Origin of the sequence: Acinetobacter sp. ANC 4470 (assembly GCF_002135335.1) — a bacterium.
GTDB lineage: Bacteria > Pseudomonadota > Gammaproteobacteria > Pseudomonadales > Moraxellaceae > Acinetobacter.
In genome coordinates this window covers 555,274-579,072 of sequence record NZ_NEGC01000001.1, presented here as the reverse complement: position 1 = coordinate 579,072, position 23,799 = coordinate 555,274, and the positions used below count along the sequence as shown (strand labels likewise).

Genomic DNA, 23,799 nt, shown 5'->3' with positions numbered 1-23,799 from the left:
CTCGGGATGTTCTATACGGGAAACAAAAGGTCTTGCGCTGTGCTGCTTAAAAGATGACGATTATAGATAAAGTATATTGAGCGTAATTTTATAAAAAAATTGATGAATATTCAGCGATGTAAATTTATTTTACCTCGCTGTTTGAAATTAACATGAATAAAACTGTTTTTTTTGTTTATAATAGCGCACGGAAATTACCAGTGAGACTGTTATGTTGACCATCGTTCAAGAAGCGCTAACCTTCGATGATGTCTTATTACTCCCTGCCTACTCAACTGTCCTCCCAAAAGATGTCTCTTTAAAGACGCGCCTAACTCGTGGCATTAATTTGAATATCCCCCTTGTTTCAGCTGCAATGGATACTGTGACAGAGTCACGTATGGCAATTGCAATGGCACAAAACGGTGGTATCGGCATCCTGCATAAAAACATGGATATTTCTGCTCAAGCAGCTGAAGTACGCCGTGTGAAAAAATTTGAAGCAGGGATGGTGAAAGATCCGATCACTGTGACCCCAGAAACCACGGTTCGCGAACTCATTGTAATCACTCAAGCTAACAATATCAGCGGTGTGCCTGTTGTTAAAGATGGCAAAGTGGTGGGTATTGTGACGGGTCGTGATACACGTTTCGTGACCAATTTAGAACAACCTGTAAGTAACATCATGACTGGTCAAGACCGTCTGGTGACAGTTCGTGAAAATGAATCTAAAGAAAATATCCAAGCATTATTACAAAAAAACCGTATTGAAAAAGTATTGGTGGTTGGTGATCATAACGAGCTGAAAGGTTTAATTACGGTTACAGATTTCCGTAAAGCAGAACTCTATCCAAATAGCTGTAAAGATGATTTAGGTCGTTTACGTGTCGGTGCTGCAGTTGGTACTGGCATTGAAACGCCTGCACGTGTTGAAGCATTGGTTGAAGCGGGTGTAGATGCCATTGTGGTTGATACAGCGCATGGTCACTCTGCGGGTGTAATTGAACGTGTACGTTGGGTGAAAGCAAACTACCCACAAGTTCAAGTGATTGGCGGAAACATTGCGACTGGTGATGCTGCATTGGCTTTACTCGATGCTGGTGCAGATGCGGTTAAAGTCGGTATTGGCCCAGGTTCAATCTGTACCACACGTATTGTTGCTGGTATTGGTATGCCACAAATGTCTGCGATTGATAGCGTTGCCAATGCATTAAAAGAACAGATTCCTTTAATTGCTGACGGTGGTATTCGCTTCTCTGGCGATATCGCGAAAGCGATTGGTGCTGGTGCAAGTACCATTATGGTGGGTTCACTGATGGCAGGGACTGAAGAAGCGCCTGGTGAAGTTGAATTCTTCCAAGGTCGTTATTATAAAGCGTACCGTGGTATGGGTTCATTGGGTGCGATGGCAGGAGCAACCGGTTCTGCAGACCGTTATTTCCAAGATGCTAAAGCCGGTCAAGAAAAACTGGTACCAGAAGGGATTGAAGGTCGCGTGCCGTATAAAGGCCCTATGGGGAACATCGTGCATCAAATGATGGGTGGTTTACGTTCATCGATGGGTTATACCGGTTCTGCTGTGATTGAAGATCTTCGTCAAAATGCCAAGTTTGTCAAAATTACATCGGCAGGGATGTCTGAATCTCATGTCCATGATGTGACCATTACCAAAGAAGCGCCAAACTACCGTGTTGGTTGATTTTTAGTAATCCGTTTCAGGAAAAGCCGTCATTTATATGACGGCTTTTTTGATTTTGGTGTAAAGTAATTGTGGAAAAAAAATTGGATGATGAATTTCATCATAGATGTATAAGAAGTGAGTAAAAAAATGAGTTATTTTGGAACAGATGGTATTCGTGGGAAGTTTGGGGAACTTCCAATTACGCCTGAATTTGCACTTAAGCTGGGTTTTGCAGCAGGTAAAGTTTTAAAACAAATGAGTCAAAAGAAGAAACCGATTGTTGTTTTAGGCAAAGATACCCGTTTATCGGGTTATATTTTAGAAGCAGCATTACAGGCCGGTTTAAATGCTGCTGGTGTTTATGTCCATTTATTAGGGCCATTACCTACCCCTGCGATTGCACATTTAACCCGTGCTTTGCATGCCAGTTTAGGTATTGTGATTTCGGCTTCACATAACCCTTATTATGATAATGGGATTAAATTTTTCTCAAGCGAAGGCAAAAAACTGCCAGATGATGTTCAAGAAGCGATTAATCAAGAACTTGAAAAAGAATTAAAGATTGAAGATACCGCAAATTTGGGTAAAAGCGTTCGTGTCAAAGATGCCAATGGTCGTTACATTGAATTTTGTAAATCGTCATTTCCTTACAATTTCGATCTGAGCAATTTAAAAATTGTGGTGGACTGTGCCAATGGTGCGGCCTATAACGTAGGCCCTGCAGTATTTAAAGAATTAGGTGCCAAAATTATAGCACTCTATAATGAACCTGATGGCTTAAACATTAACGAACAGTGTGGCTCAACCCATCCTGAAAAACTGCAACAAGCAGTGCTTCAGCATCATGCAAATTTAGGTATTGCTTTTGATGGTGATGCTGACCGGGTGATTTTGGTCGATCAGCATGGTCAATTGGTCGATGGCGACAGCATTTTGTATATTCTTGCCACCCAAGCCAATCATAAACCAGCAGGGGTTGTCGGTACAGTGATGAGTAATATGGCGCTTGAATTGGCTTTAGAAAAAGCACAAGTCCCATTTGTTCGTGCTAGCGTGGGTGACCGTTATGTGCGACAAGCATTGGATGAAAAAGGTTGGGTTATTGGTGGTGAGCCATCAGGACATATTCTGACCTTAGATAAAAGCACCACTGGTGATGCGATTATTGCAGCTTTACAAGTGTTGACAGTGATGGTCGAACAGAAAAAAGCATTGCATGAATTGGTGGCGGACTTCCATTTATTGCCGAATGTCTTGGTCAATGTGCGTTTAGAGGTAATGTTTGACCCGTATGCTGTTCCTGCTTTGGTTACAGCGTTTGAAAAAGCAGAAGCACAGCTCAAAGGTCGTGGACGTTTATTAATTCGTAAATCAGGCACTGAGCCCGTAATTCGTGTCATGGTAGAAGGCAATGATCTTCAAGAAGTAACGGCTTTAGCTAATCATCTTGCAGATGCTGTCCGCGCCAATGCTGCTTAAGGGAAGCATATGAATGATGTGATTAAAGACTTAAGTGAACTGCGCTTAAGTTACCAAAAGGATGAATTACATGAAACTCAGGTGGATGAAAATCCACATATGCAGTTTTTAAATTGGTTTAATGCATCCTTAGAAGCCAAATTGCATGAACCCTATGCCATGTCTTTGGCAACGGCAAGTGCGCAAGGTCGTCCGCATGTACGTACTGTATTGTTACGTGGTGCAACACCTCAAGGTTATGACTTTTATAGTAATTATGATAGTCAAAAAGGTCTAGATTTAATGGCTAATCCGTATGCGGAATTGCTGTTTTATTGGCCTGAATTGGAACGTCAAATTCGTGTTAGTGGCAAGGTCGAAAAGATCTCTTTAGCAGAGTCGACGGACTATTATCATAAACGTCCACGTGATAGCCAAATTGCAGCACATATTAGTACGCCGCAAAGTGGTGTCATTGTGAGTCGTGAAGAGTTGCAAACACGTTTCCAAGCCTTGCAAGATCGGGTTGCAGAAAAAACTGCATTGGCTAAGCCAGAATTCTGGGGTGGCTATCGTTTAGTGCCCGATTATTATGAATTTTGGCAAGGTCGTCCAAACCGTTTACATGACCGTTTAAGTTATGAAAGAATCGACGGTCTATGGACATTACAACGACTCATGCCTTAAATGCCAAAAATACTGATTCAGCAACGCCCTTTGATTACACGCCCTGAAAACATTCAGGGCGTGTCACCATTTATTGCCCAAATTTTAGCGCGCCGTGGGGTGCAATCAGAACAAGAACTTGAGTTTAAACTGAAGCATTTACTTGCGCCCAATATGAAGGGTTTAGAGCAAGCTATTCAAATTATCGACCAAGCGATTGATGAAAATAAGAAAATTATTATTGTTGGTGACTATGATGCCGATGGTGCGACCAGTACCGCCTTGATGGTTTTAGCACTACGAGATATGGGTGCCAAGGTTGAATATTTGGTTCCTGATCGTTTTAAATATGGTTATGGTTTAACGCCAAAAATTGCAGATCTGGCTTTTAGGCGCTATCAGCCTGATCTGCTGATTACAGTCGATAACGGTATTTCCAGCCATGCTGGTGTTGAACAAGCGCATGCACATGGCATGCAAGTGATTATTACCGATCACCATCTGACTACCAAAGAAACACCCAAAGCTGAAGCGGTAGTGAATCCAAACCAATTGGGCTGTGAATTTCCAAGTAAGGCCTTGGCAGGGGTTGGAGTTGCATTTTATCTGTTGGCGCGACTGTCGAGTTATCGCAGTCAATTGGGTAAATCGACCAGTAAAGTGGCACAGTATTTAGACTTGGTGGCTTTGGGTACTTATGCGGATGTAGCAAGCTTAGATTATAACAACCGTATTTTGGTGGATGCGGGGGTGAAACGGATACAGCAAAATCAATGTCGTGCAGGAATCAGCGCACTTTTAGATATCGCAGGACGCGAGCCTGCTCAGCTTAAAGCCCAAGATTTAGGTTTTGTTTTGGGGCCTCGGGTGAATGCTGCAGGGCGCATGGAAACCATGGACATTGGCATTGAATGTCTATTGGCTCAGGATATGCCAAACGCTTATCCACTGGCACAGCAACTCAATGACTTAAATGTTGAGCGCCGCCAAGTCGAGATGCAAATGAAGCAACAGGCTTTAGCTGAACTGGAAAAATTACACTTAGATCAGCAGCATCTACCTGCAACATTGGTTATGTTTGATGAACACTGGCATCAGGGTGTGATTGGCATTGTCGCAGGCCGTTTGAAAGAACAGTTTCATCGTCCGAGTATTGTATTTGCAGCGGATGATGACGGGATTCATATCAAAGGTTCTGCTCGGTCGATAGACGGTGTTCATATTCGTGATGCCATCGAGATGATTGCAGAGCAACATCCACATTTGGTTAGTCACTTTGGTGGACATGCCGCAGCGGCAGGTTTAACCATTCAGAAAGCGCATTTTGAACCATTTAAACAGGCTTTTGAACAATTGATTTCGACCATGGATGAGTCACTGTTTCATGCCACTGTATGGACGGATGGTGAATTAGCAACGGAAAACTTTCAACTTGAAACGGTGAAGTTACTACAAAACTTAACCCCTTGGGGACAAAAATTTCCATCACCTATTTTTGAAGGTATATTTAAAGTTTTGGATTCTCGTTGGTTGAAAGAGAGCCATTTAAAACTGCGTTTGGCTTTAGACAATGGACAAGTTGTGGAAGCCATTGCTTTTAATGCCCGTGAGAAATTTGAATTTGATGCCATGCAAGATCGTGTCCGATTGGTCTATGAACTCGATCAAAATGAATTTAATGGCAAGGTCAGTTTGCAATTACGAGTCATATATTTAGAACATTAAAAAACCGCTCATTTGAGCGGTTTTTTAATAAATGGATATATTTTGTTTGATTAGAAACGGTATTTAGCAGCGACACCAAATGAGTTGTAGTCGTTGTTGCCGACTTCACCAAAACCAACACGACCTTCAAGGCTGACTTGTTGATTAAAGAATTTACGTGCATTAATCCCAAATTCGCTTTGATCACGTAGATCGTTATTGTAGTAGTCAGCACCAATGCTGAGTGTTTTATCAATGAAGTAATCTGCAGCGAGATTGTACTCGTCTAGATCACCAAATGCTGCACCAGCTTCTAAGTTAATGTCTTTACCATTACTCAATTGAGTCACATATTTGGCACGAAGAGTAGGATCTACGCCATCTTCATTGTCGTTGTCATAACCTTTTACACCCGCGGCAATTAATAAGCCTGGTGCAGGAAGATAACCGACTTCAGCTGCATAATATGTAGTGTCTGCATCAAATTTACCGAGCGGTGTACTCACTTCAACTTCATTTTGACTAATATCACCACTTACATAAAAGTCAGAATTTGGTACATAGAATTCAGCGCCAATACCATAAGTATTGTCATCTACATCACCACGGTCAGCAAATGTTGCATGTGCATTGACGTTGCTAGCACGGTCAAGGAATGCTGCCTCTGCAAGTGGGGCATTACGCGTTTGTACAGGGTTAAAGTAATACGTACCATTTACACCAAAAGCATTACCTGAACCACCATTATCAGGGTCAAGATAAGCTGCTGATGCACCTACTTCAGCTTGGTATGCATGAGCTGTACCTGTAAGAACAAGTGCTGAAAGTACAGCAGATGCGATAGCTAGTTTTTTCATGGATACTACCCCCTTAAATTCATGGTTAAAATTAATACATTTTTTGTTACAACTTTTAGTCTAAAGCAAAATAAACCGAGGTCAATCATTGCCGGGTTACAGAAATGTTGCAAACGTAATATCGTGTAAGTTTTCTATTTTAAAATATTGAAAATTAATAAATTATTTAAATGTTTTGTTTTATTAAAATTGTGGATATTTTGTGGATTTAATGGATTTTTCTATAAAAATTTAAGTATTTTGTAGCAAAATAATTTTTTTAAAATAAAAAGCACGCGCCTTTGAGCGTGCTTTTAGCTACGTTTTTACGGCATATTTTTAAGCTTAGAAACGATACGTTGCATTGATGTTAAATGCTTGAACATCATCACCAAAACCAACTGCACCACCGACTGAAAAATTAGAATTAATGAAATATTTAGAACGAATCGAGAAGAAATCAGCATCATCTTCGCCATTATCTTCAATGTTATACGCAGCACCAAGGCTAAAGGCATGATCGAAGTAATAGTCGACAGCAACAGTCACTGAATCTGTATCACCAAAAGTGCCATCGGCTTCTAGATTAATGAATTGACCTTGAGCTAAAGGGGCAACATATTTTGCACGTACAGCGAAACGGTTATCTTCTAAATCATGATCGCCTTGAAAACCATCAATACCTGCAGCGAGTAATAGGTTAGATAAAGGCATATAACCGACAAGCGCACGATAAGTCATCACGTCAGAATTTTCTGAGTAAGACTCACTGCCTAAAGGTGTTGTAAGCTTGAGTTTGTCTTCAACTTGACCAAAACCAATTTCACCATTTAAATAGAATTGTTCAACAAAATATTCTACTCCACCAGTAAGATGGTGTGCATTGAGCTCACCTGAAAAACGTCCATCTAAAACTTCAAGCTCTTTACTTTCCAAATAGTTATAAGAATATTGAGCATAGGCATTGCTATTATGGCCGAGGAAAGCAGCTTCATTTAATGGCGTATTTTTAGTCGAAACAGAGTCGAAATAGAAGGTGCCTTTTAGATCAAATTGTCCTTCACTGTCAGTAATATTGTCATCGTTATCAAAGTAGCTAAAGCCACCATCGACTTGAGCATTATAAGCAAAACTTGAAGAAGCAATTGCAGCAAGACCCAACGCTAATAAACTGCGTTTCATAAAACCCCCAAAAGGTTATTGTTGTAAAGAAATTGTAATAATGTTTAAAAAACATGCGTATTGTTCATAAAAAAGATATTTTGGTCAATCACTTATACAAAAATAATCCGTCTCAAATTCCGTGAATGCTATGTGATATAATTTGCGGCTATTTAAGCCTAGTATTCTGATTGAGAGTAATTCACGTGGAAATTAATCCTTATCTAAACCAATTAAAAGACTTAAACGACCGTGGTCAAACACTACGGGGGTATCTTTGACTACGATCTGAAAAAAGAGCGTTTAGAAGAAGTTCTCCGTGAATTGGAAGATCCAACTATTTGGAATGACCAAGCTCGTGCTCAAGCCATGGCCAAAGAAAAAGGCGAGCTTGAAAATGTACTGAATGTATTAGAAGGCTTATCGACTCAACTGGATGATGCACAAGCACTGCTTGATTTGGCGGTTGAAGCTGATGATGAAAGTTTGTTGGAAGATGTACAAGCTGAATTGACGACTGCTGAAGAAGAGTTGGCAAAACTTGAATTCCGCCGTATGTTCAGTAATCCAATGGATCCAAATCCATGCTACGTGGAAATTCAGGCCGGTTCTGGCGGTACAGAAGCGCAAGATTGGGCATCAATGCTACTACGTATGTACTTGCGTTGGATTGAACGTCATGGCTTTAAAGCCGAATTGATGGAAGAATCGGGCGGTGATGTGGCAGGGATTAAATCGGCAACGATTCGTGTTGAAGGCGAGTATGCCTATGGTTGGTTACGTACCGAATCGGGTGTACATCGTTTAGTGCGTAAATCACCTTTTGACTCGGGTAATCGTCGTCATACGTCATTCTCTGCGGTGTTTGTGTCGCCTGAAGTCGATGACAATATTGAGATTGATATCAATCCAGCTGATGTTCGTACCGATACTTACCGTGCATCAGGGGCGGGTGGTCAGCACATTAACAAAACTGACTCCGCGGTGCGTTTAACCCATGCGCCAACAGGTATCGTGGTGGCGTGTCAGAACCAGCGTTCACAACATGCCAACCGTGACCATGCGTGGAAACAGTTACGTGCAAAACTCTATGAACGTGAAATGCAAATCCGTAATGACGCGGCAAAAGTCTTAGAAGACTCTAAGTCTGATATTGGTTGGGGCAGTCAAATTCGTTCATACGTTTTAGATGATTCACGCATTAAAGACTTGCGTACCAGTGTGGAAAGTTCCAATACAGGTGCAGTACTGGATGGTGATTTGGATAAATTTATTGAAGCCAGTTTAAAACAAGGTCTCTAAGTTTATTCTTAAAACAGAGGCTAGTCCTCTGTTTTTTTAACTGTAAAATTGGGTTAAAAGTGTTGATCAACGGCATTGGTCGAACAATGTTAGAATAGGGTCAAGTTGTACAAAATTGAGCAAATTACAAAAATAATCTTTGTATCGAAAAATAACGATATTAATATCGTAAAAAATAGATATAATGATTTCTAGTAAGGTGCTGATCATGAACATGAGTGAAATGAGATGGACACAGAAGCGATTTATAAAGCCTTAGCTAACCCGATTAGACGTCAGATTCTGCAATGTTTAAAAGAACCTAAACGTTTTATTTCCTCTGAAGAATGTGGAAATGATTTTAGTCGCGGGGTGTGTGCAGGGCACATGGAAAAGATCGCGGATATTTCTCAATCGACCATGTCTAATCATTTATCGGTACTGCAACAAGCAGGGCTGATTCATGTGACGAAATATGGGCAATGGTCTTATTTTTCACGTAATGAAGCACTGATCAAAGAATTTTTACAACATTTACAGCATGCGCTTTAGGCTTCAATAAGTCCAAGCAAGCTGTAAGAGGATTGCTTGATGACAGATTTTTCAACACCGATTCAGTTTGGTGAACTTAAACTTAAAAACCGTGTCGTGATGGCACCCTTAACGCGTAGCCGTGCAACGACAGATCGTGTGCCTACAGCGATGATGGCTGAATATTATGCACAACGTGCAAGTGCTGGTCTGATCATTTCAGAAGCGACTGTTATTTCAGAAGCAGCCAATGGCTATGAAAAGACACCGGGTTTATTTACCGATGCTCAAGTCGCTGGTTGGAAATTGGTGACCGATGCAGTACATGCCAAAGATGGTCTGATCGTTGCACAATTATGGCATGTGGGGCGTGTTTCACATCCTGATTTATTAGGTGGTGAGACACCTGTTTCAGCAAGTCATGTGCAGCAAAAAGGTCAAGTCAGTTTATTACGTCCTAAACGTGACTATGTTGTGCCTCGTCCACTGGAAGTTGCTGAAATTCAAACGATTGTTGAGCAATATAAACAATCTGCTATTCGTGCTAAAGCGGCTGGTTTTGATGGAGTAGAATTGCATGCAGCCAATGGTTATTTGATTGACCAGTTCCTACAAACTTCGACCAATCAGCGTGAGGATAGCTATGGCGGTTCTGTTGAAAACCGTGCGCGTTTTTTACTTGAAGTAGTTGATGCTTTAATTGAAGTTTGGGGTGCAGGTCGTGTGGGTGTACATTTGGCACCGCGCGGCGATGAGCATGACATGGGCGATGTGAACCCTAAAGAAACCTTTGGTTATGTGTTGGAAGAATTGGGTCAACGTCACATCGCCTTCTTCTTTACCCGTGAATATATCGATGCTGCAAGTATTAGTCTTGATATAAAAGCGCGTTCAAATGGCGTGCCTTATATTGCCAATATGCGTTTAAGCCGTGAAGACGCCTTGGATTTATTGGCATCAGGTCAAGCCGAAGCGGTGTCTTTTGGTAAAGATTATATTTCTAATCCTGACTTGTATGAACGTTTAGTGGAAGATGAACCGCTGAATGAATTGAAGTTTGAAAACATGATTGGAACAGATGTAGCAGAAGGCTATATTGATTATCCATTCTTACAGAAGCAATTCGCTGAAGGCTAATTCATCGCTGTACACAGCAGAATAAATCATTTGGTAGGGCGGAATTCATTAACATATGAAGGCTGCTCTGTTATATTTTGCCGATTGAATATTATCTGAGGCAACTTGTTTGGCTACTCCTTTTTGGTATAACGCAGCATTATCAATCATCAAACCATTGTATCAATGGCGGATAAAAAAACGTGCGTTGAATATGGAGCAGTTGCAGCAAGAATGTCTTGAGCGTTTTGGTCCGTTTCAACCACCTAAAAACCGCAATGCAATGTGGTTTCATGTGGTTTCTGTCGGGGAAACCAATGCCGCACAACCGTTAATTGAACACTATTTAAAATTGGGTCATCCTGTTTTGGTGACCAATACTACCAAGACGGGTCAAGCGCGTGCTAAATCACTTTTTTTAAAAGCACCGTATGCGTCTTTGTTCCAAGCAGTATATTTGCCTGCCGATCAGAAACAATTAGTACGAGCATTCTATGAAAAATATCAGCCTAAATTGTTGGTTTTGGTTGAAACTGAAATCTGGCCCAATTTAATTGATCAAGCCAAACACTTTAACGTGCCTTGTTTATTGATCAATGCACGACTTTCGGAAAAATCAGTCAAAGGCTATGCCAAAGTACCAAGTTTAACCCAAGGTATGCTGAATGGATTAGACCGCCTGTTGGCGCAAGATCAAGCGACTTTAGAACGCTACCTAAATTTAGGTATGTCTACGAAGAAAAGTCAGGTCTTGGGCAGTATTAAGTTTGATATTCATGCTCCTGAAAGCTTCATACAGCAAGCTGAGCAATTAAAACAAGCGTGGAATTTAGCATCACGTAAAATCATCACCCTTGCCAGTACACATGCACCCGAAGAACAAAAATTACTGACTGCTTTAAAGCTTTATTTAAGCCAATCTCCAGAGCTGTTGGTCATTGTGGTGCCACGTCATCCCGAACGCTTTGATGAGGTCTTTCAAATAGCACAGGACTTAGAACTTACAACGCAGCGTCGTAGTTTAGGGCACAGTATTGCAGCGGATACTCAAGTCTATTTGGCTGATAGTATGGGCGAGATGTGGTTGTGGTATGCTTTAAGCCAAGTTTGTTTTGTTGGTGGTTCCTTGAGCGAACCGGGTGGTGGACATAATATTTTAGAGCCAATTGCGTTGAATGTAGCGACCATTTTAGGACCGAATTATTTTAATTTCCAAAGTATTGTCGATGAGTTTATTGCAGCGCATGGGGTTAAAGTGGGAGATAGTGCTGAACAGTTGGCAGCGTTAATGATGCACTATTTACAACAGCCTGAAGCTGCAAAAGAATTAAGTCAAAATGCGCAAATTATCATGGCGAAAAATACAGGCTCGTTAGCAAAGCATATTGCGGTGATTGATCAGTATCTTTAAAAGTCCTGTGTATCTGCGGCTGTGAAATTTTTAGAGTTTCTGTATCTTATGAATATTGTCCTTCTCGACCCACGCCAAACTGAATCTGAGTTTTGGTCAATTACATCGAAACGTCAGCTTGAACATTTAACACAACATGTGAATGTGCAAGTGGGTGACAGTCTAAAAGTCGGCATTCGAGAAGGGCAGCGTTACCTGACTGAAATTGTCGAAGTGACAGAACAAGCGGTTAAACTTAAACCTATTCAGATTGAACCTGTTCCAGCAAAGTTACCGGTCACTTTAATTTTAGCTATGCCGCGTCCGAAAGTGCTGCGCCGTTTAATGATGGACAGTGTGACTTTGGGGGTAGAAAAAATTATTCTTTTGCACAGTTATCGGGTGGATAAAAGCTATTGGCAAACACCATTTTTGCAACAATTAGATCAATATGTGACGCTCGGTTTGGAACAAGCAGGCGATACGGTTGCCCCGAAAATTGACATCTATAAACGCTTTAAGCCTTTTGTTGAAGATGTCTTACCCAGTTTAATTACAGCGGACAGACCTGCTTATGTGGCACATCCTTATGCAGAGAGCAAGATGCCGTTTGCCATTGAACATGCCTGTACGATTGTGATTGGACCAGAAGGTGGTTTTATTCCTTATGAGATTGATTTACTCACAAAAAACGGCTGCCAAGCGTTCAGCTTAGGCAACCGCATTATTCGTACTGAAACCGTCATTTCTTATGTGCTAGGTCGCTTATTTAGCGCGAGCTGATACATCGTCCTGTATGGCTGCATCACCACGATACACTTTGACTTCCTGTACTGGGTAAGGAATCGAAATGTTTTGTTCAGCGAAGGCTTGAATCACCTGTTCTTGAACGGTACTGATGGATGTCGATGTCGAGGTTTCCGTGGTATCGACCCACCAGCGCACATTCAGGTTAACCGAAAAATCGGCAAGTGCACTAACATTAACACTAAATGCTGGTTGGCTCAGGATGCTGACATCTTTATCGAGAATGGTCATGATAATATTTTTGGCTTTTTGAATATCATCTTCATAGCCAATACCGACCACAAATTCACAGCGACGACGCTGATAGGCTGTATTTACTGTGACTGGACTGGTATAGACCGTGGCATTTGGAATCACGATACGACGACCATCTGGTGAGCGTAAATAGGTGGCACGAATTTGAATATCTTCGACGGTGCCTTCCATACCTGACACAATAATGTCATCACCAATTTTGAACGGTTCGCCCAATAAAATCAGAATACCAGAAAGCAAATTTTGGAAGATGTCTTTGAATGCAAAACCAATCGCAACCGAACCAATCCCCAGTGCACTCATGAGCTGACCGGGTGTGAAACCTGGAATCGCAATCACCATGGCAATCAAGAAGCCAAAGAACATAATGGCAGAACTACCGACACGATTGAGGACCAAGACTAAATTTTGTCGAGTATAAGAGCGGTCTGCCAAGGTTTTGCGAACAAAGAATTTAAAGAGTCTTGCCAAGAGTAAAAAAATGCTAAAGACCACGATTGCAATAAATAAATAAGGCATACGCTCCCAAAATCCATCGACAAATTTATCAATGGTGGAATAGGCATCATTATATTTCGCGGTATGTGCGATCACAGTTTCTGCTGTTTTCTCAGTTGCTTCATGTAAAAGTTGAGAGGTACCTTGGGTGACTCCACTCAAGGTATTATTTTGTTCAGCCACAGGACTTCCGAATTTGGGTCGATTGTTGTGTATTTTGCCTGAAACTGACGAGGAATTTAACTTAAACTCAGTGGCTTTGCTGTAGTTTTGTGAAAAAGTGCTGAGTGCATGTTAAAAATATTCACTGCCTTTTTGAATCACTTGTCGCGGCACTTCTAATTCACCTGCACCGACCATATAAGACAGCATGCTACTAGAAGCCAAAAAGCTGAGTAACATCAGAATAATCATCAGCCACGCCAATATTTTTTCCCAAACGGGTGTTGCACGTGGCGGACCATAGCTGTTGATGCCTGCTGTGCCTGAACCGAACAGTAAATACAAGCCCAGCAAAATATTCAGCAATGGCAGCATAAACAATAAAACAAACCAGCCACTTCGGTTCATATCATGTAAACGACGCACAGTAATCACCATTAAAAAATAGAGATACAGCACTAAAATGATCACAAAGCCTAGCCCCGTGATTCCTGTTAATGTATTGATAAACTGATTGTCCATAGACAGGCTGTTTAGATTAAAAATCCCCATCGTTAGGCTTAAGGCAATCGTGGCAAAAAAGGTAATTAAATGGATAAAAGCATACCAACCGATCGAACTCAAACGACCAAAACGACCTTGCGGTGACAAAGGATTATCTGTATTTGTCAGTTGAGGTCTGGAAAAAAAAGGAGCTGATTCTTGTGAGTTCATACACTTTCCCGAGTAAGATTGAGCTAAGAAAATATTGTATTTTACAAAGTAGTCATTAGATCTTCTGGTTAAATTATAAGATTAAACGAACAGATCTGATACGAATAAGCCGATTATTTTTGTTGAATACGATGAAGTATCTATGTTTTAAATTGTATAAATAAGCTACGACCAAAGCATCATTGAAGTGCTTGAAAAATAACCGCCATACTGTGGGTATGCAATTAATAAAATCAATAACGTGGCATAGCATCTCGTGATGAGATGGATAAGATCAAGGAAGTAAATAATGAAAGAAATCTATCCTGTACCAGAAGAATTTAAAAAAACAGCTCGTCTTGTAGAATCTGAATATTTCGAGCGTTATCAGAAATCTATTGATCAGCCAAATGAGTTTTGGGCAGAACAAGCCAATAAGCTGGATTGGATTAAACCTTTTACTCAAGTCAAAAATACCAGTTTTAACCAAGACAACTTTAAAATCGAATGGTTTGCTGATGGGCAGCTGAATCTCAGTGCCAATTGTTTAGATCGACATTTAAAAGAACATCCACATAAACCTGCCATTATTTGGGAGGGCGATCATCCTTCACGGCATAAAATTATTTCTTTTAAAGAACTGCATGATGAAACCTGTCGTTTTGCCAATGTATTAAAAAAATATGGTGTAGGCAAAGGTGACCGTGTGGTGCTGTATATGCCAATGGTCTCTGAAGCGGCTATTGCAATGTTGGCTTGTGCCCGAATTGGGGCTGTACATTGTGTGGTTTTTGGCGGCTTTTCGCCAGATGCTTTGGCGAGTCGGATTGAAGACAGCCAAGCAAAAATTGTGATTACTGCCGATTCAGGTATGCGTGGTGGTAAGCCCATTCCATTGAAAGAAAATGTCGATGCTGCACTGCAAGTTCAGGGCACTGAATCGGTTCAGCAGGTGATTGTGGTACATCGCACAGGCAATCCGATTGAGTTAAAAGCAGGGCGAGACCTGTGGTATCACATGGAAATTATGTCGGTCAATGAAATTTGCCCAGCTGAGCCGATGAATGCAGAAGATCCATTATTTATTCTGTATACCTCTGGTTCAACGGGTAAACCGAAAGGGGTGTTACATACCACGGGTGGCTATCTGACGTATGTAAATTCAACCTTCCGTGAAGTGTTTGATTTAAAACAAGATGATGTGTTTTGGTGTACGGCTGATGTTGGCTGGATTACGGGGCATTCTTATGTACTGTATGGGCCATTGTCGAATGGTACCACCACAGTGATGTTTGAAGGGGTACCGCAATATCCAACGTGGGCACGTACTGGTCATATTGTCGATAAGCACAATGTCACCATCCTTTATACTGCACCGACAGCCATTCGTGCCATGATGCGTGAAGGTGATAGCTTTGTACGTGAAAGTGACCGGAGTAGTTTACGTTTGATTGGATCGGTTGGTGAGCCGATTAATCCAGAAGCATGGAACTGGTACTACACCGTGGTAGGGGAAAGTCGTTGTCCTGTTGTCGATACATGGTGGCAAACCGAAACAGGCGGTATTTTAATTTCCCCTTTACCGGGAGCCACGGATTTAAAACCGGGTTCTGCAACTCGTCCACTGTTTGGCATACAACCCGCCATTGTCGATGCGGAAGGTCATGAGCTGGAAGGTGAGGCCGAAGGTAACTTGGTGATTAAGGATTCTTGGCCGGGTCAAATGCGCACTATTTGGGGCGATCCTGAGCGATTTATTGAAGCCTATTTTTCGACTTATCCAGGTGTTTATTTCACTGGAGATGGTGCACGTCGTGACAAAGACGGTTACTACTGGATCACAGGACGCGTGGACGATGTGCTGAATGTTGCTGGGCATCGTTTAGGCACAGCAGAGGTTGAGAGTGCCTTGGTTGCCCATGAAGCTGTTGCAGAAGCAGCGGTGGTCGGTATGCCGCATGAAATTAAAGGACAAGGGATTTGTTCTTTTGTGACCTTGCAAGCAGGCACAGAGGAATCAGAAGAATTACGCAAAGAATTGGTCGATTGGGTGCGTAAAATTTTGGGGCCGATTGCCACACCAGATGCACTGCATTGGGCACCCGCTTTGCCAAAAACCCGTTCGGGTAAAATCATGCGCCGAATTTTAAGAAAAATTGCCGCCAATGAGTTGGATAGCTTGGGAGATACCTCAACACTGGCTGAGCCACAAGTGGTTGAAGCTTTAATCCTCACCGTGCACCCCAATAGATAAATTTTTTAGGGATACCGTCTGATTGCTCAGGCGGTATTTTTATTTGAGCTCTCAAATGAATGATCGGGGAACTTAAAATTTGAAGCGATTAGAAATTATCTTCTTTATGCTACTAATTCTGCTTATTTTATTTGCTATACAGTGGATGTTTCATGGTTTTCCCACAGGAAATTAGAATGCAATAAACATACATCATGAAGACTCTAGGGGAACCGAGTGAATCATTCAGATTGTTTCATTGTTGCTCTTTATTACGCTAAGTGGCGGCGTTGTTCTTGGTTTTGGCTTTAAGCTGTAATCTTTAAATTGGTAATATTTACCTTCAAAACTAAAATGATTTTCGGTCCAAACACCTTGTCAACAACGGATAAACTCCTCAGAACGTACATAGCGTTGGTTATGTTCAGGCCATTCTTCAGTAAGGGGATCGAACTCGCCACCAAACTACCGCTGACATTCGGAGCCAAATAAGCAAAAGCAATATTTTGATTTGGCTGCGTCATATCTGTGCCCTCTAGATAGGTTTTTATATTTATGCCACTTGAGGCTTGGGTACTTTTTTATGATGCAGGCGAGATTCCGCGGCATCTAAATTTGGCACTGCAGCAGAAGGTAAAACCTCATCTTGTTCAATTTGTTTATTGATCCCCAAATTTTGGTTTGCTAGTTGAGTTTTTTCTTTCACCACTTCTGCACGTTGACCTTTCGCTGGTGCCCATTCCAAAATAGGCAATGCACGTGCGACAGCCAATGTAATGCGGTCGCGCAAGAACTCACTGTGAATGGTATATTCAGGGGTAAAATCTTTATCTGTTGCATAGACACCGATAGGTAAAGTTTGTGCTTGGAAGAAGCTAAACAATGGACGTAATTGATGCTCCAGTACCAAAGCATGACGTTCACTACCACCAGATGCGGCTAAAAGAACAGGTACATCAACCAATGCTGTTTGTTCAACAAAGTCAAAAAAGTGCTTAAAAAGACCAGTAAAAGATGCACGGTAAACAGGAGTTCCTACAATTAGGGCATCGGCAGCTTCAACCGCAGCCAAGTCATCTTGTACCCGTTGTGGCAGTTGATTACGGTAAATAGCGCCACCCAGTAAATGACCAATTTCACTGAATTTAATAAAATGCACATGAATGGGGGTGGCTTCAGCTAATTCATTCAGAATCTCTTGTACCAAAGCTTCTGTTTTAGACGGGTGATTTAAGCCTCCCGATACAGCGACAATGTTAAGCGGTTTTTGTTGATTAAGAAGAGTCATGAACGTAGAGCCTAAGTTGAATCTCGGAATTGTGTTCATTTATCTACATTGCAGAAAATGCTGTAAAATAAAGAAAAAAAGATAGGTTATCTGTTTTTAAGATATAACTTTTTTTTAAATAATAGTGTTGTAAATAGCGATTTAATTATTTGAAAAGTAAAGTTATATTTAATTTGAATAAGTATTTTCATTAGATGAATAAAATTTATATCAAAATGTGATTAGATTTGATGATTCTTAGAAAAACTTTAAAAAAAGGAATTTTTTTATAAAATAATGGCATATCGAGTAAAAAAAGTGATTCCTGCATATCCTTAACGATGATTGTGTGGTTAGAATAGCCATCACTGTGCACAAGATCTTTCATGTCGCTTATGAACATTTTAATCGTTGATGATCATCCGTTATTTCGTCATGCTTTAATTCAAGCTGTTCGTTATAGCTTGCCACAAGCTCAAATTAATGAAACAGCTGCAGTAAATGAGCTTTATGCACGTTTAGATAACGGACCAGAACCAGATTTGGTTTTATTGGATCTTAATTTACCTGGGGCTTCGGGCTTTTCAGCCTTGGTCCATGTTCGTGCACAATATCCTTCGATTCCGATTATTGTGGTTTCTGCACACGAAGAAGTTTCAATTATTCAACGTGCGATTGCGCATGGTGCGATGGGTTATATCCCAAAATCAGCTCATCCAAGCCATATTGGTGAGGCAATTCGCCAAGTACTGGAAGGTGAAATTTGGTTACCACCGAATTTACCCACTAATTTGAATTTTGATCCACGTGCGGCAGATGAGACTGCGCTGGCAGAACGAATTCAATCGCTTACTCCACAACAATTTCGCGTCTTAATGATGGTTGCGGAAGGTTTGTTGAATAAACAGATTGCTTACGAGTTAGATGTTTCTGAAGCAACGATTAAAGCGCATGTCACGGCAATTTTCCGTAAATTGGGTGTACAAAATCGTACTCAAGCGGTCTTGGCCATTAGTGCTTTAAATATTGAAGAAAAGAAAATGTGATGTTCTGAGCACAGCATGAAATGGAAAAAGGCACTTCATTGAAGTGCCTTTTTTATGAGGATAAATTTTTTGCAATTTAAATAATAGATAGCTTGCATAAATCAAAAAAAGTTCAATATTCGGTTTTTAAAAATCAGCACTGCCTCATTTAATTACTAAAAATTATTCTTAACTTTGCTTTACGCACGACTTGTATTGATCAAAAAAACGGCTTATGAAAGAAGTCTAATGAAAATATTTAAACTAAATAACCCAGCTTTTTTTCGGTGTGAGGTCTGTGCAAAATAATGGATTGAGTGCGCATTGCAGATCATCAATCTGTTCTTGAGAAACATAGGATTTTTCTTTCAGGTATTCGGCGACGCTATCATCGCGTAGGCTTAAAAAGGCAGCATCATAGACACCTAAGTCGACAAATAAAGCAGCCGTTTCTAAGCTGTTAAAATGGTCTAGGTAAATGTCATTGCCATATATGAGAAAAATATGATCTTCACGATTATGTGTGTTTACAGCCAAGTGCTGAGCCAATTCTAAAGGCGATGTTTTAATAAATAACAGATCTGATAGCTCGTCAAATTGCATGGTATCTAATCGATTTTCATCGGTTTTGACCTTGCCTAGCCATGCTTTAAAGACCAGCACGGCACCGCCACGTAATAACATGCTCCAAATTTGATGGCGTACAGCAGCACTTAAGCCATTGGATTCAGCTTCTAAAGATTGAATCAGTTTATCTTCTTGTTCAGCCAGTCGTTCAAATAGACCTAAGCCTTGCGGTTTATGTGCTGCAGGTGTGAATACATCAAAATTTAAATCGGAAAATACTTGTAATGCAAGTGGCACAGCACTTTGATACAAGGTGTTTAAAGCTTGAATATGGGTATCATTCAATTTGCTGTTCTTGAACAGTTTATCCCATTGAATCTCAGGCAATAGGGCATTGGCACCATATTGACGGTAAAATTGTTGCGATTGATCTAAATCGTGGTTTCCAACTTTCGAAATGTTCATCTTCAAATTCCTGTAATTTTGTCTGATGATCAGTTTCTAGTAGCTAGCATTTTTGATGTGCTTATCACGAGATAAAACTGATCTTTTCTTAGCTTTATATATGGGGGAGTAAGGGGGTGAACGGAATACGACTAAAGTTCTAGAACGGACTTTCTTGAATAAAAAAATGTTTAAAAACATGTTATTGAAAAATTGTAACTAAGTGTACAGGTGTTCACTTAAATTTTGATCTTCTTTGCCATAGAAAATATGAAGTTGAAATTTTTGGTCAATCGAGTAGCGTTTAAAATGTGATTTTTTGAGCAGTTTTGCCTAAACAGAAAAATAAATTGCCAGTGTAGGTGATAAAAAATGTATTTGTGTATTCAAACGTCCATTTCATCAATTTGAAATGGACGTTTGGTTCTGCCGTTTAGAATTAAGAATTGGAAATTTTTAAGCCAGAGAGCCATGAACGTAGTGATGCAGGTTTTAATGGTTTTTTTAGCAATACAATATTGAGCTCTTTTAAATGTTGCGGTAGTTCAGGATCAGAATCTGCAGTAATCAGTGCTACAGGAACTTGTTCTTGACGATTTTCCAAAATGAAATCTAAACCAATTTTATGGTTATTCAAATGTTGATCGACTAACCACACTTGAATATTTTCTTGCTGAATAAGGGTTAAAGCTTGCTCAGGTTCAGTCGCTTTGAAGACTTGATAGCCCCATTTTGTTAGTAGGGTAGACATACCATCTAAAATAATTTCATCATTATCTAAGCATAAAATTTTATAGGCTTTGCTTTTCAGCGGAATAGCTTGTGTTGGGGTTGTTACCACTTGAGGTGCTTCTACAAGGGGCACCTCAATCATGAAGCAAGAACCTTTGCCATATTCAGAATAAACATGCATAGGGTAGTCCAACATGCTGGTCATCCGTTGCACAATGGCTAAGCCAAGCCCCAGACCTTGTTCACCCCAAGGTGAAGTGTGCCCACAGCGTTCAAACTCTTGGAATAACTTAATGCGTTGTTCTTCAGCAATCCCTGGCCCTGTATCCCAAACACCAATGCGAATATGCTGCGGTTTTTCCGCAGAACGCAGCACCCCAACAATCACCCGACCTTTGGCGGTATAACGTAAGGCATTACTGACGAAATTTTGAATAATGCGGCGAATCCATTGTGGATCGGTATCAATCCAGAACGGTACATCATGTACACTAAATTGAATGTTACGTTGTGCTGCAATGGACTTAAATTGTAGTTCTAAATCACTGAGTAAGTCATGCAGTGGATAAGGCTGACGTTTCGGCTGAATCGTACCACCTTCTAAACGCGCAATATCCAATAATGCCGATAACATACTTTCAGCACCATGTAAGGCGCGGTCGAGTTGTTGCAGGGTTTTACGGTCTTCATCCGACTGTACACTTTGCTCTAAAGCTGTACTAAATAAACGCGCGGCATGCATCGGTTGCAATAAGTCATGGCTTGCTGCTGCAATAAAACGGCTTTTTGACATATTGGCGCGGTCAGCTTGTTCGCGTGCTAATTGTTGTTCAGAAAGGGCATTGGCAAGCTGTTGGGTACGATCCTGTACACGTCCTTCAAGTACGGCTTCATTTTCACGGAAAGCGGTAATATCGGCAAAGGTCGTAACAAAACCACCACCTTCAATGGGATTACCCCGCATTTGAATGACACGACCATCTTTACGAATGCGTTCAAATTCATGCGCACTTCCCATTGCCATCCAATGAATCCGTTTGCGCACATGCTCTTCCACTGAACCAGGGCCACATTCGCCACGTTCTGCGTTATAGCGAATTAAATCGGCAATGGGGCAACCGACATAGACAATGTCTTTTGGATAATCGAACAGCTTAAGATATTGATTATTCCATGCCACCAAGCACATATTTTCATCCACCACACTCACCCCTTGGGTCATGTGGTCAATCATGGTCATAATTAGATTTTGGTTAAAACGCTGCCATTGCGAGGCTTGGTCTAAGATATTCGCGACTTGACCCAAGGCTAAACCATTATTGACCATGGCTGTGGTGAGTAAGGTTCGCGCGGAAGCTGAACCAATGGTTCCAGCCAGATATTGTTCTGTGAAACGCCACCACATACCATTGGCACTGCTATTTTCATTCAATGCGACATTATTTTGCGTACAGAATTGTTGAAATGCTTGTGTGGCTGGTCCTTCACCAGTAATCCGTTTGGCCAAGGCAATTAAATCCCCCACTTTTAGACGCGCAACGTCATGATTGAGATAAGTAATGTCATTCGAACTAGTTGGTGTTGGTAAGGGCTTGGTTTCGTAATAGAAAAAGCTTTCCGCTTGAATTTGTTCAGCAATACTGGGACGGAAGATGCGCGAGACCCACACATATAACAGAATATTGAGACCTAAAGACCACACCACACCATGAGTCAATGGGGCAAAAGACTGAAAACCTAGCAAGGCTTCTGGACGTAACCAGTTCATCCCTAAAGGACCGAGGTTGAGGAACTGTTGGGTAAATTGGCTATATTCTGCAGGAAAGCTGCGCAGTACCGTCGGTAACAGCAAAGTGTATGACCACATGAAAAAGCCAGTAAGTAGACCAGCATATACCCCTTGTCTACTTCCGCCACGCCAATATAGTCCACCGATCAGAGCAGGGGAGAATTGGGCCACTGCACTAAATGCCAATAATCCAAAAACGGAGAGTTGGTCAATATCATTGAAGAAATGGAAGAACAGAAAACCCAATAACATCACTGCTAAAATACAGATGCGCCGGGTAAATTTCAGTACTAAAGGTAGGCGCTTGTCATGTCGTGAAAGTATGCTAGTACGCCATAATGCTGGCATAATCAGGTCATTACTGAGCATAATCGACAAGGCAACTGAAGACACTAACAGCATACCGGTAGAGGCAGAAAAACCACCCAAAAAGGCCAATAGGGTTAACCAGTCTTGGTTATAACTCAGCGGCAAGGAGAGCACAGCGACATCGGGAATTGCTAAAAAGTGCGGAGCAGCATGTAGTGCCCAACTGGCAATCGGAATAATGGCAATCGTTGTAAGAATCAGATAAACGGCAAACCAACGACGTGCCCCGCGAATATGTTTTTCATCGCGTAATTCAACCACGGCCACATGGAACTGGCGTGGTAAGCAAATCATAGCCAATGCCGCCAGCATGGTTTGTACCCAAAAAGTATCTGGCACACCAAAAAGCTGAACCTCTTTAAAGGTATCGGCGACATCACTGGAAATTTGCCCCAGATTATCTGGTGATTCAAAGACAAAAAATAAGGCAACACACAATAAAGCAAATAACTTAACAAAGGATTCAAAAGCCACAGCCAGCATTAAACCGCCATGTTGTTCGGTATTGGCAATTTGCCGTGTACCAAAAATCATGGCCAGAATAGCTAAAATACCAGTGAGAAAAAGGACCCCATTAGTGGTACTTTCTATGCCTGTATCCTGTTGTAAAATTACGGCAGCACTTAAGGCAATTGCTCTGAGCTGTAAAGCCAAATAGGGAATGATTGCAATGACTGCAAGAATGGTCACTAACGATGCCAATGAACCGCTTTTGCCATAACGCGCAGCGATAAAGTCGGCAATCGAGGAAATAGCATGGTGCTGACGGACTCGACCTAAACGTCGCCAAATATCATAACCCACCCCAACAAAGATCAGTGGACCAAGGTAAATCGGCAGAAAGATAATACCTTCACGAACAGCGGCACCAGTGGCACCATAAAATGTCCAAGATGAACAATACACCCCTAAAGTTAGACTAAAGAGCAGCATGCGACCACGCGTGCTTAACCGACTCGCGTGTTTTTCCCCAAAAAATGCACAGATAAAAAGTAATGCGATATAGAGGGCTAAAACCCCGATGATAAGCCAGCTATTCATATTGCCTACAGTATAAAACTATATCGTAATGATACCCTATCTGATAATCTGACCAACGTAATTGGTTAAAATTTAACGACCAAAGTATTAATTACAAGAACCTAATAAGATTGT

At 41.2% G+C, this 23,799-nt stretch carries 18 protein-coding genes and 1 pseudogene; 11 read left to right on the top strand and 8 right to left on the bottom strand.

Annotated elements, in window-relative coordinates:
* The first annotated feature begins 211 nt into the window (after nucleotides 1–211).
* From guaB to recJ, 4 genes are all read left to right on the top strand, one after another.
* Complete coding sequence (gene guaB / locus B9T25_RS02670; protein ID WP_086186916.1) at nucleotides 212–1,678, top strand: IMP dehydrogenase; 1,467 nt, start codon at nucleotides 212–214, stop codon at nucleotides 1,676–1,678.
* A gap of 129 nt (nucleotides 1,679–1,807) precedes the next feature.
* Nucleotides 1,808–3,139 (top strand): phosphoglucosamine mutase, encoded by a 1,332-nt coding sequence (gene glmM / locus B9T25_RS02665; RefSeq protein WP_086186915.1) that lies wholly within the window; start codon nucleotides 1,808–1,810, stop codon nucleotides 3,137–3,139.
* A gap of 9 nt (nucleotides 3,140–3,148) precedes the next feature.
* Nucleotides 3,149–3,805, top strand: a complete 657-nt coding sequence (gene pdxH / locus B9T25_RS02660; protein WP_086186914.1) for a pyridoxamine 5'-phosphate oxidase — start codon at nucleotides 3,149–3,151, stop codon at nucleotides 3,803–3,805.
* Entirely contained in the window at nucleotides 3,806–5,509 is a 1,704-nt protein-coding gene (gene recJ, locus B9T25_RS02655; RefSeq protein ID WP_086186913.1) for a single-stranded-DNA-specific exonuclease RecJ, read from the top strand.
* Nucleotides 5,510–5,559: 50 nt separating this feature from the next.
* Here recJ and B9T25_RS02650 read toward each other — a convergent pair whose 3' ends face one another.
* Both B9T25_RS02650 and B9T25_RS02645 read right to left on the bottom strand, forming a co-directional pair.
* On the bottom strand, nucleotides 5,560–6,345 hold the full coding sequence (locus B9T25_RS02650; RefSeq protein WP_086186912.1) for a putative porin: 786 nt from the start codon (nucleotides 6,343–6,345) through the stop codon (nucleotides 5,560–5,562).
* 324 nt (nucleotides 6,346–6,669) lie between these two features.
* The gene (locus tag B9T25_RS02645; RefSeq protein ID WP_086186911.1) at nucleotides 6,670–7,506 is read right to left on the bottom strand and encodes a putative porin; all 837 of its coding nucleotides are present in this window, start codon (nucleotides 7,504–7,506) and stop codon (nucleotides 6,670–6,672) included.
* Nucleotides 7,507–7,691: 185 nt separating this feature from the next.
* On the opposite strand from B9T25_RS02645, the gene prfB reads away from it, so the two are divergent.
* The 5 genes from prfB to B9T25_RS02620 all read left to right on the top strand — a co-directional run bounded on the left by prfB (nucleotide 7,692) and on the right by B9T25_RS02620 (nucleotide 12,586).
* Nucleotides 7,692–8,787, top strand: a protein-coding gene (prfB, locus tag B9T25_RS02640; protein ID WP_143222455.1) for a peptide chain release factor 2 whose coding sequence is annotated in 2 segments (ribosomal slippage) — nucleotides 7,692–7,763 and nucleotides 7,765–8,787 — 1,095 coding nt in all. Because the reading frame shifts where the segments join, the coding sequence is not laid out codon by codon here.
* 228 nt (nucleotides 8,788–9,015) lie between these two features.
* A complete protein-coding gene (locus tag B9T25_RS02635) occupies nucleotides 9,016–9,318 on the top strand; it encodes an ArsR/SmtB family transcription factor (RefSeq protein WP_086186909.1) in 303 nt (100 codons plus the stop codon).
* Between the two features lie 39 nt (nucleotides 9,319–9,357).
* Complete coding sequence (locus B9T25_RS02630) at nucleotides 9,358–10,434, top strand: alkene reductase (RefSeq protein ID WP_086186908.1); 1,077 nt, start codon at nucleotides 9,358–9,360, stop codon at nucleotides 10,432–10,434.
* Between the two features lie 109 nt (nucleotides 10,435–10,543).
* Entirely contained in the window at nucleotides 10,544–11,824 is a 1,281-nt protein-coding gene (locus B9T25_RS02625; protein WP_086186907.1) for a 3-deoxy-D-manno-octulosonic acid transferase, read from the top strand.
* A 48-nt stretch (nucleotides 11,825–11,872) separates the two neighbouring features.
* Nucleotides 11,873–12,586 carry a 16S rRNA (uracil(1498)-N(3))-methyltransferase gene (locus tag B9T25_RS02620; protein WP_086186906.1) on the top strand — a complete coding sequence of 238 codons (714 nt, stop codon included), beginning with the start codon at nucleotides 11,873–11,875 and terminating at the stop codon, nucleotides 12,584–12,586.
* On the opposite strand, the gene B9T25_RS02615 is transcribed toward B9T25_RS02620, so the two are convergent.
* Both B9T25_RS02615 and B9T25_RS02610 read right to left on the bottom strand, forming a co-directional pair.
* Complete coding sequence (locus tag B9T25_RS02615; RefSeq protein ID WP_086186905.1) at nucleotides 12,569–13,546, bottom strand: mechanosensitive ion channel family protein; 978 nt, start codon at nucleotides 13,544–13,546, stop codon at nucleotides 12,569–12,571. The two genes, B9T25_RS02620 and B9T25_RS02615, sit on opposite strands and share 18 nt — an antisense overlap.
* Nucleotides 13,547–13,657: 111 nt before the next feature.
* Nucleotides 13,658–14,239 (bottom strand): DUF805 domain-containing protein, encoded by a 582-nt coding sequence (locus tag B9T25_RS02610; protein WP_086186904.1) that lies wholly within the window; start codon nucleotides 14,237–14,239, stop codon nucleotides 13,658–13,660.
* Between the two features lie 289 nt (nucleotides 14,240–14,528).
* Here B9T25_RS02610 and acs point away from each other — a divergent pair, with 289 nt between their 5' ends.
* On the top strand, nucleotides 14,529–16,472 hold the full coding sequence (gene acs / locus B9T25_RS02605) for an acetate--CoA ligase (protein ID WP_086186903.1): 1,944 nt from the start codon (nucleotides 14,529–14,531) through the stop codon (nucleotides 16,470–16,472).
* Nucleotides 16,473–16,709: 237 nt separating this feature from the next.
* Here acs and B9T25_RS02600 read toward each other — a convergent pair.
* Nucleotides 16,710–16,916: pseudogene (locus B9T25_RS02600) on the bottom strand (LLM class flavin-dependent oxidoreductase); the annotation flags it as partial.
* A gap of 88 nt (nucleotides 16,917–17,004) precedes the next feature.
* On the bottom strand, nucleotides 17,005–17,739 hold the full coding sequence (gene msuE / locus B9T25_RS02595) for an FMN reductase (RefSeq protein ID WP_086186901.1): 735 nt from the start codon (nucleotides 17,737–17,739) through the stop codon (nucleotides 17,005–17,007).
* Between the two features lie 374 nt (nucleotides 17,740–18,113).
* Between msuE and B9T25_RS02590 the strand changes: the two genes are divergently transcribed.
* Nucleotides 18,114–18,764, top strand: a complete 651-nt coding sequence (locus tag B9T25_RS02590) for a response regulator (RefSeq protein WP_086187039.1) — start codon at nucleotides 18,114–18,116, stop codon at nucleotides 18,762–18,764.
* Between the two features lie 243 nt (nucleotides 18,765–19,007).
* Here B9T25_RS02590 and B9T25_RS02585 read toward each other — a convergent pair whose 3' ends face one another.
* Together B9T25_RS02585 and B9T25_RS02580 are read right to left on the bottom strand one after the other, a co-directional pair.
* A complete protein-coding gene (locus tag B9T25_RS02585; protein WP_086186900.1) occupies nucleotides 19,008–19,775 on the bottom strand; it encodes a hypothetical protein in 768 nt (255 codons plus the stop codon).
* Nucleotides 19,776–20,193: 418 nt separating this feature from the next.
* A complete protein-coding gene (locus tag B9T25_RS02580) occupies nucleotides 20,194–23,685 on the bottom strand; it encodes a PAS domain-containing hybrid sensor histidine kinase/response regulator (RefSeq protein ID WP_086186899.1) in 3,492 nt (1,163 codons plus the stop codon).
* Nucleotides 23,686–23,799: the final 114 nt, after the last annotated feature.

Bases quoted from the DNA above. Each gene is read 5' to 3' on its own strand.
- guaB (WP_086186916.1), top strand. From the start codon at position 212: ATGTTGACCATCGTTCAAGAAGCGCTAACCTTCGATGATGTCTTATTA.
- glmM (WP_086186915.1), top strand. From the start codon at position 1,808: ATGAGTTATTTTGGAACAGATGGTATTCGTGGGAAGTTTGGGGAACTT.
- pdxH (WP_086186914.1), top strand. From the start codon at position 3,149: ATGAATGATGTGATTAAAGACTTAAGTGAACTGCGCTTAAGTTACCAA.
- recJ (WP_086186913.1), top strand. From the start codon at position 3,806: ATGCCAAAAATACTGATTCAGCAACGCCCTTTGATTACACGCCCTGAA.
- B9T25_RS02650 (WP_086186912.1), bottom strand. From the start codon at position 6,345: ATGAAAAAACTAGCTATCGCATCTGCTGTACTTTCAGCACTTGTTCTT.
- B9T25_RS02645 (WP_086186911.1), bottom strand. From the start codon at position 7,506: ATGAAACGCAGTTTATTAGCGTTGGGTCTTGCTGCAATTGCTTCTTCA.
- B9T25_RS02635 (WP_086186909.1), top strand. From the start codon at position 9,016: ATGGACACAGAAGCGATTTATAAAGCCTTAGCTAACCCGATTAGACGT.
- B9T25_RS02630 (WP_086186908.1), top strand. From the start codon at position 9,358: ATGACAGATTTTTCAACACCGATTCAGTTTGGTGAACTTAAACTTAAA.
- B9T25_RS02620 (WP_086186906.1), top strand. From the start codon at position 11,873: ATGAATATTGTCCTTCTCGACCCACGCCAAACTGAATCTGAGTTTTGG.
- B9T25_RS02610 (WP_086186904.1), bottom strand. From the start codon at position 14,239: ATGAACTCACAAGAATCAGCTCCTTTTTTTTCCAGACCTCAACTGACA.
- acs (WP_086186903.1), top strand. From the start codon at position 14,529: ATGAAAGAAATCTATCCTGTACCAGAAGAATTTAAAAAAACAGCTCGT.
- msuE (WP_086186901.1), bottom strand. From the start codon at position 17,739: ATGACTCTTCTTAATCAACAAAAACCGCTTAACATTGTCGCTGTATCG.
- B9T25_RS02590 (WP_086187039.1), top strand. From the start codon at position 18,114: ATGAACATTTTAATCGTTGATGATCATCCGTTATTTCGTCATGCTTTA.
- B9T25_RS02585 (WP_086186900.1), bottom strand. From the start codon at position 19,775: ATGAACATTTCGAAAGTTGGAAACCACGATTTAGATCAATCGCAACAA.
- B9T25_RS02580 (WP_086186899.1), bottom strand. From the start codon at position 23,685: ATGAATAGCTGGCTTATCATCGGGGTTTTAGCCCTCTATATCGCATTA.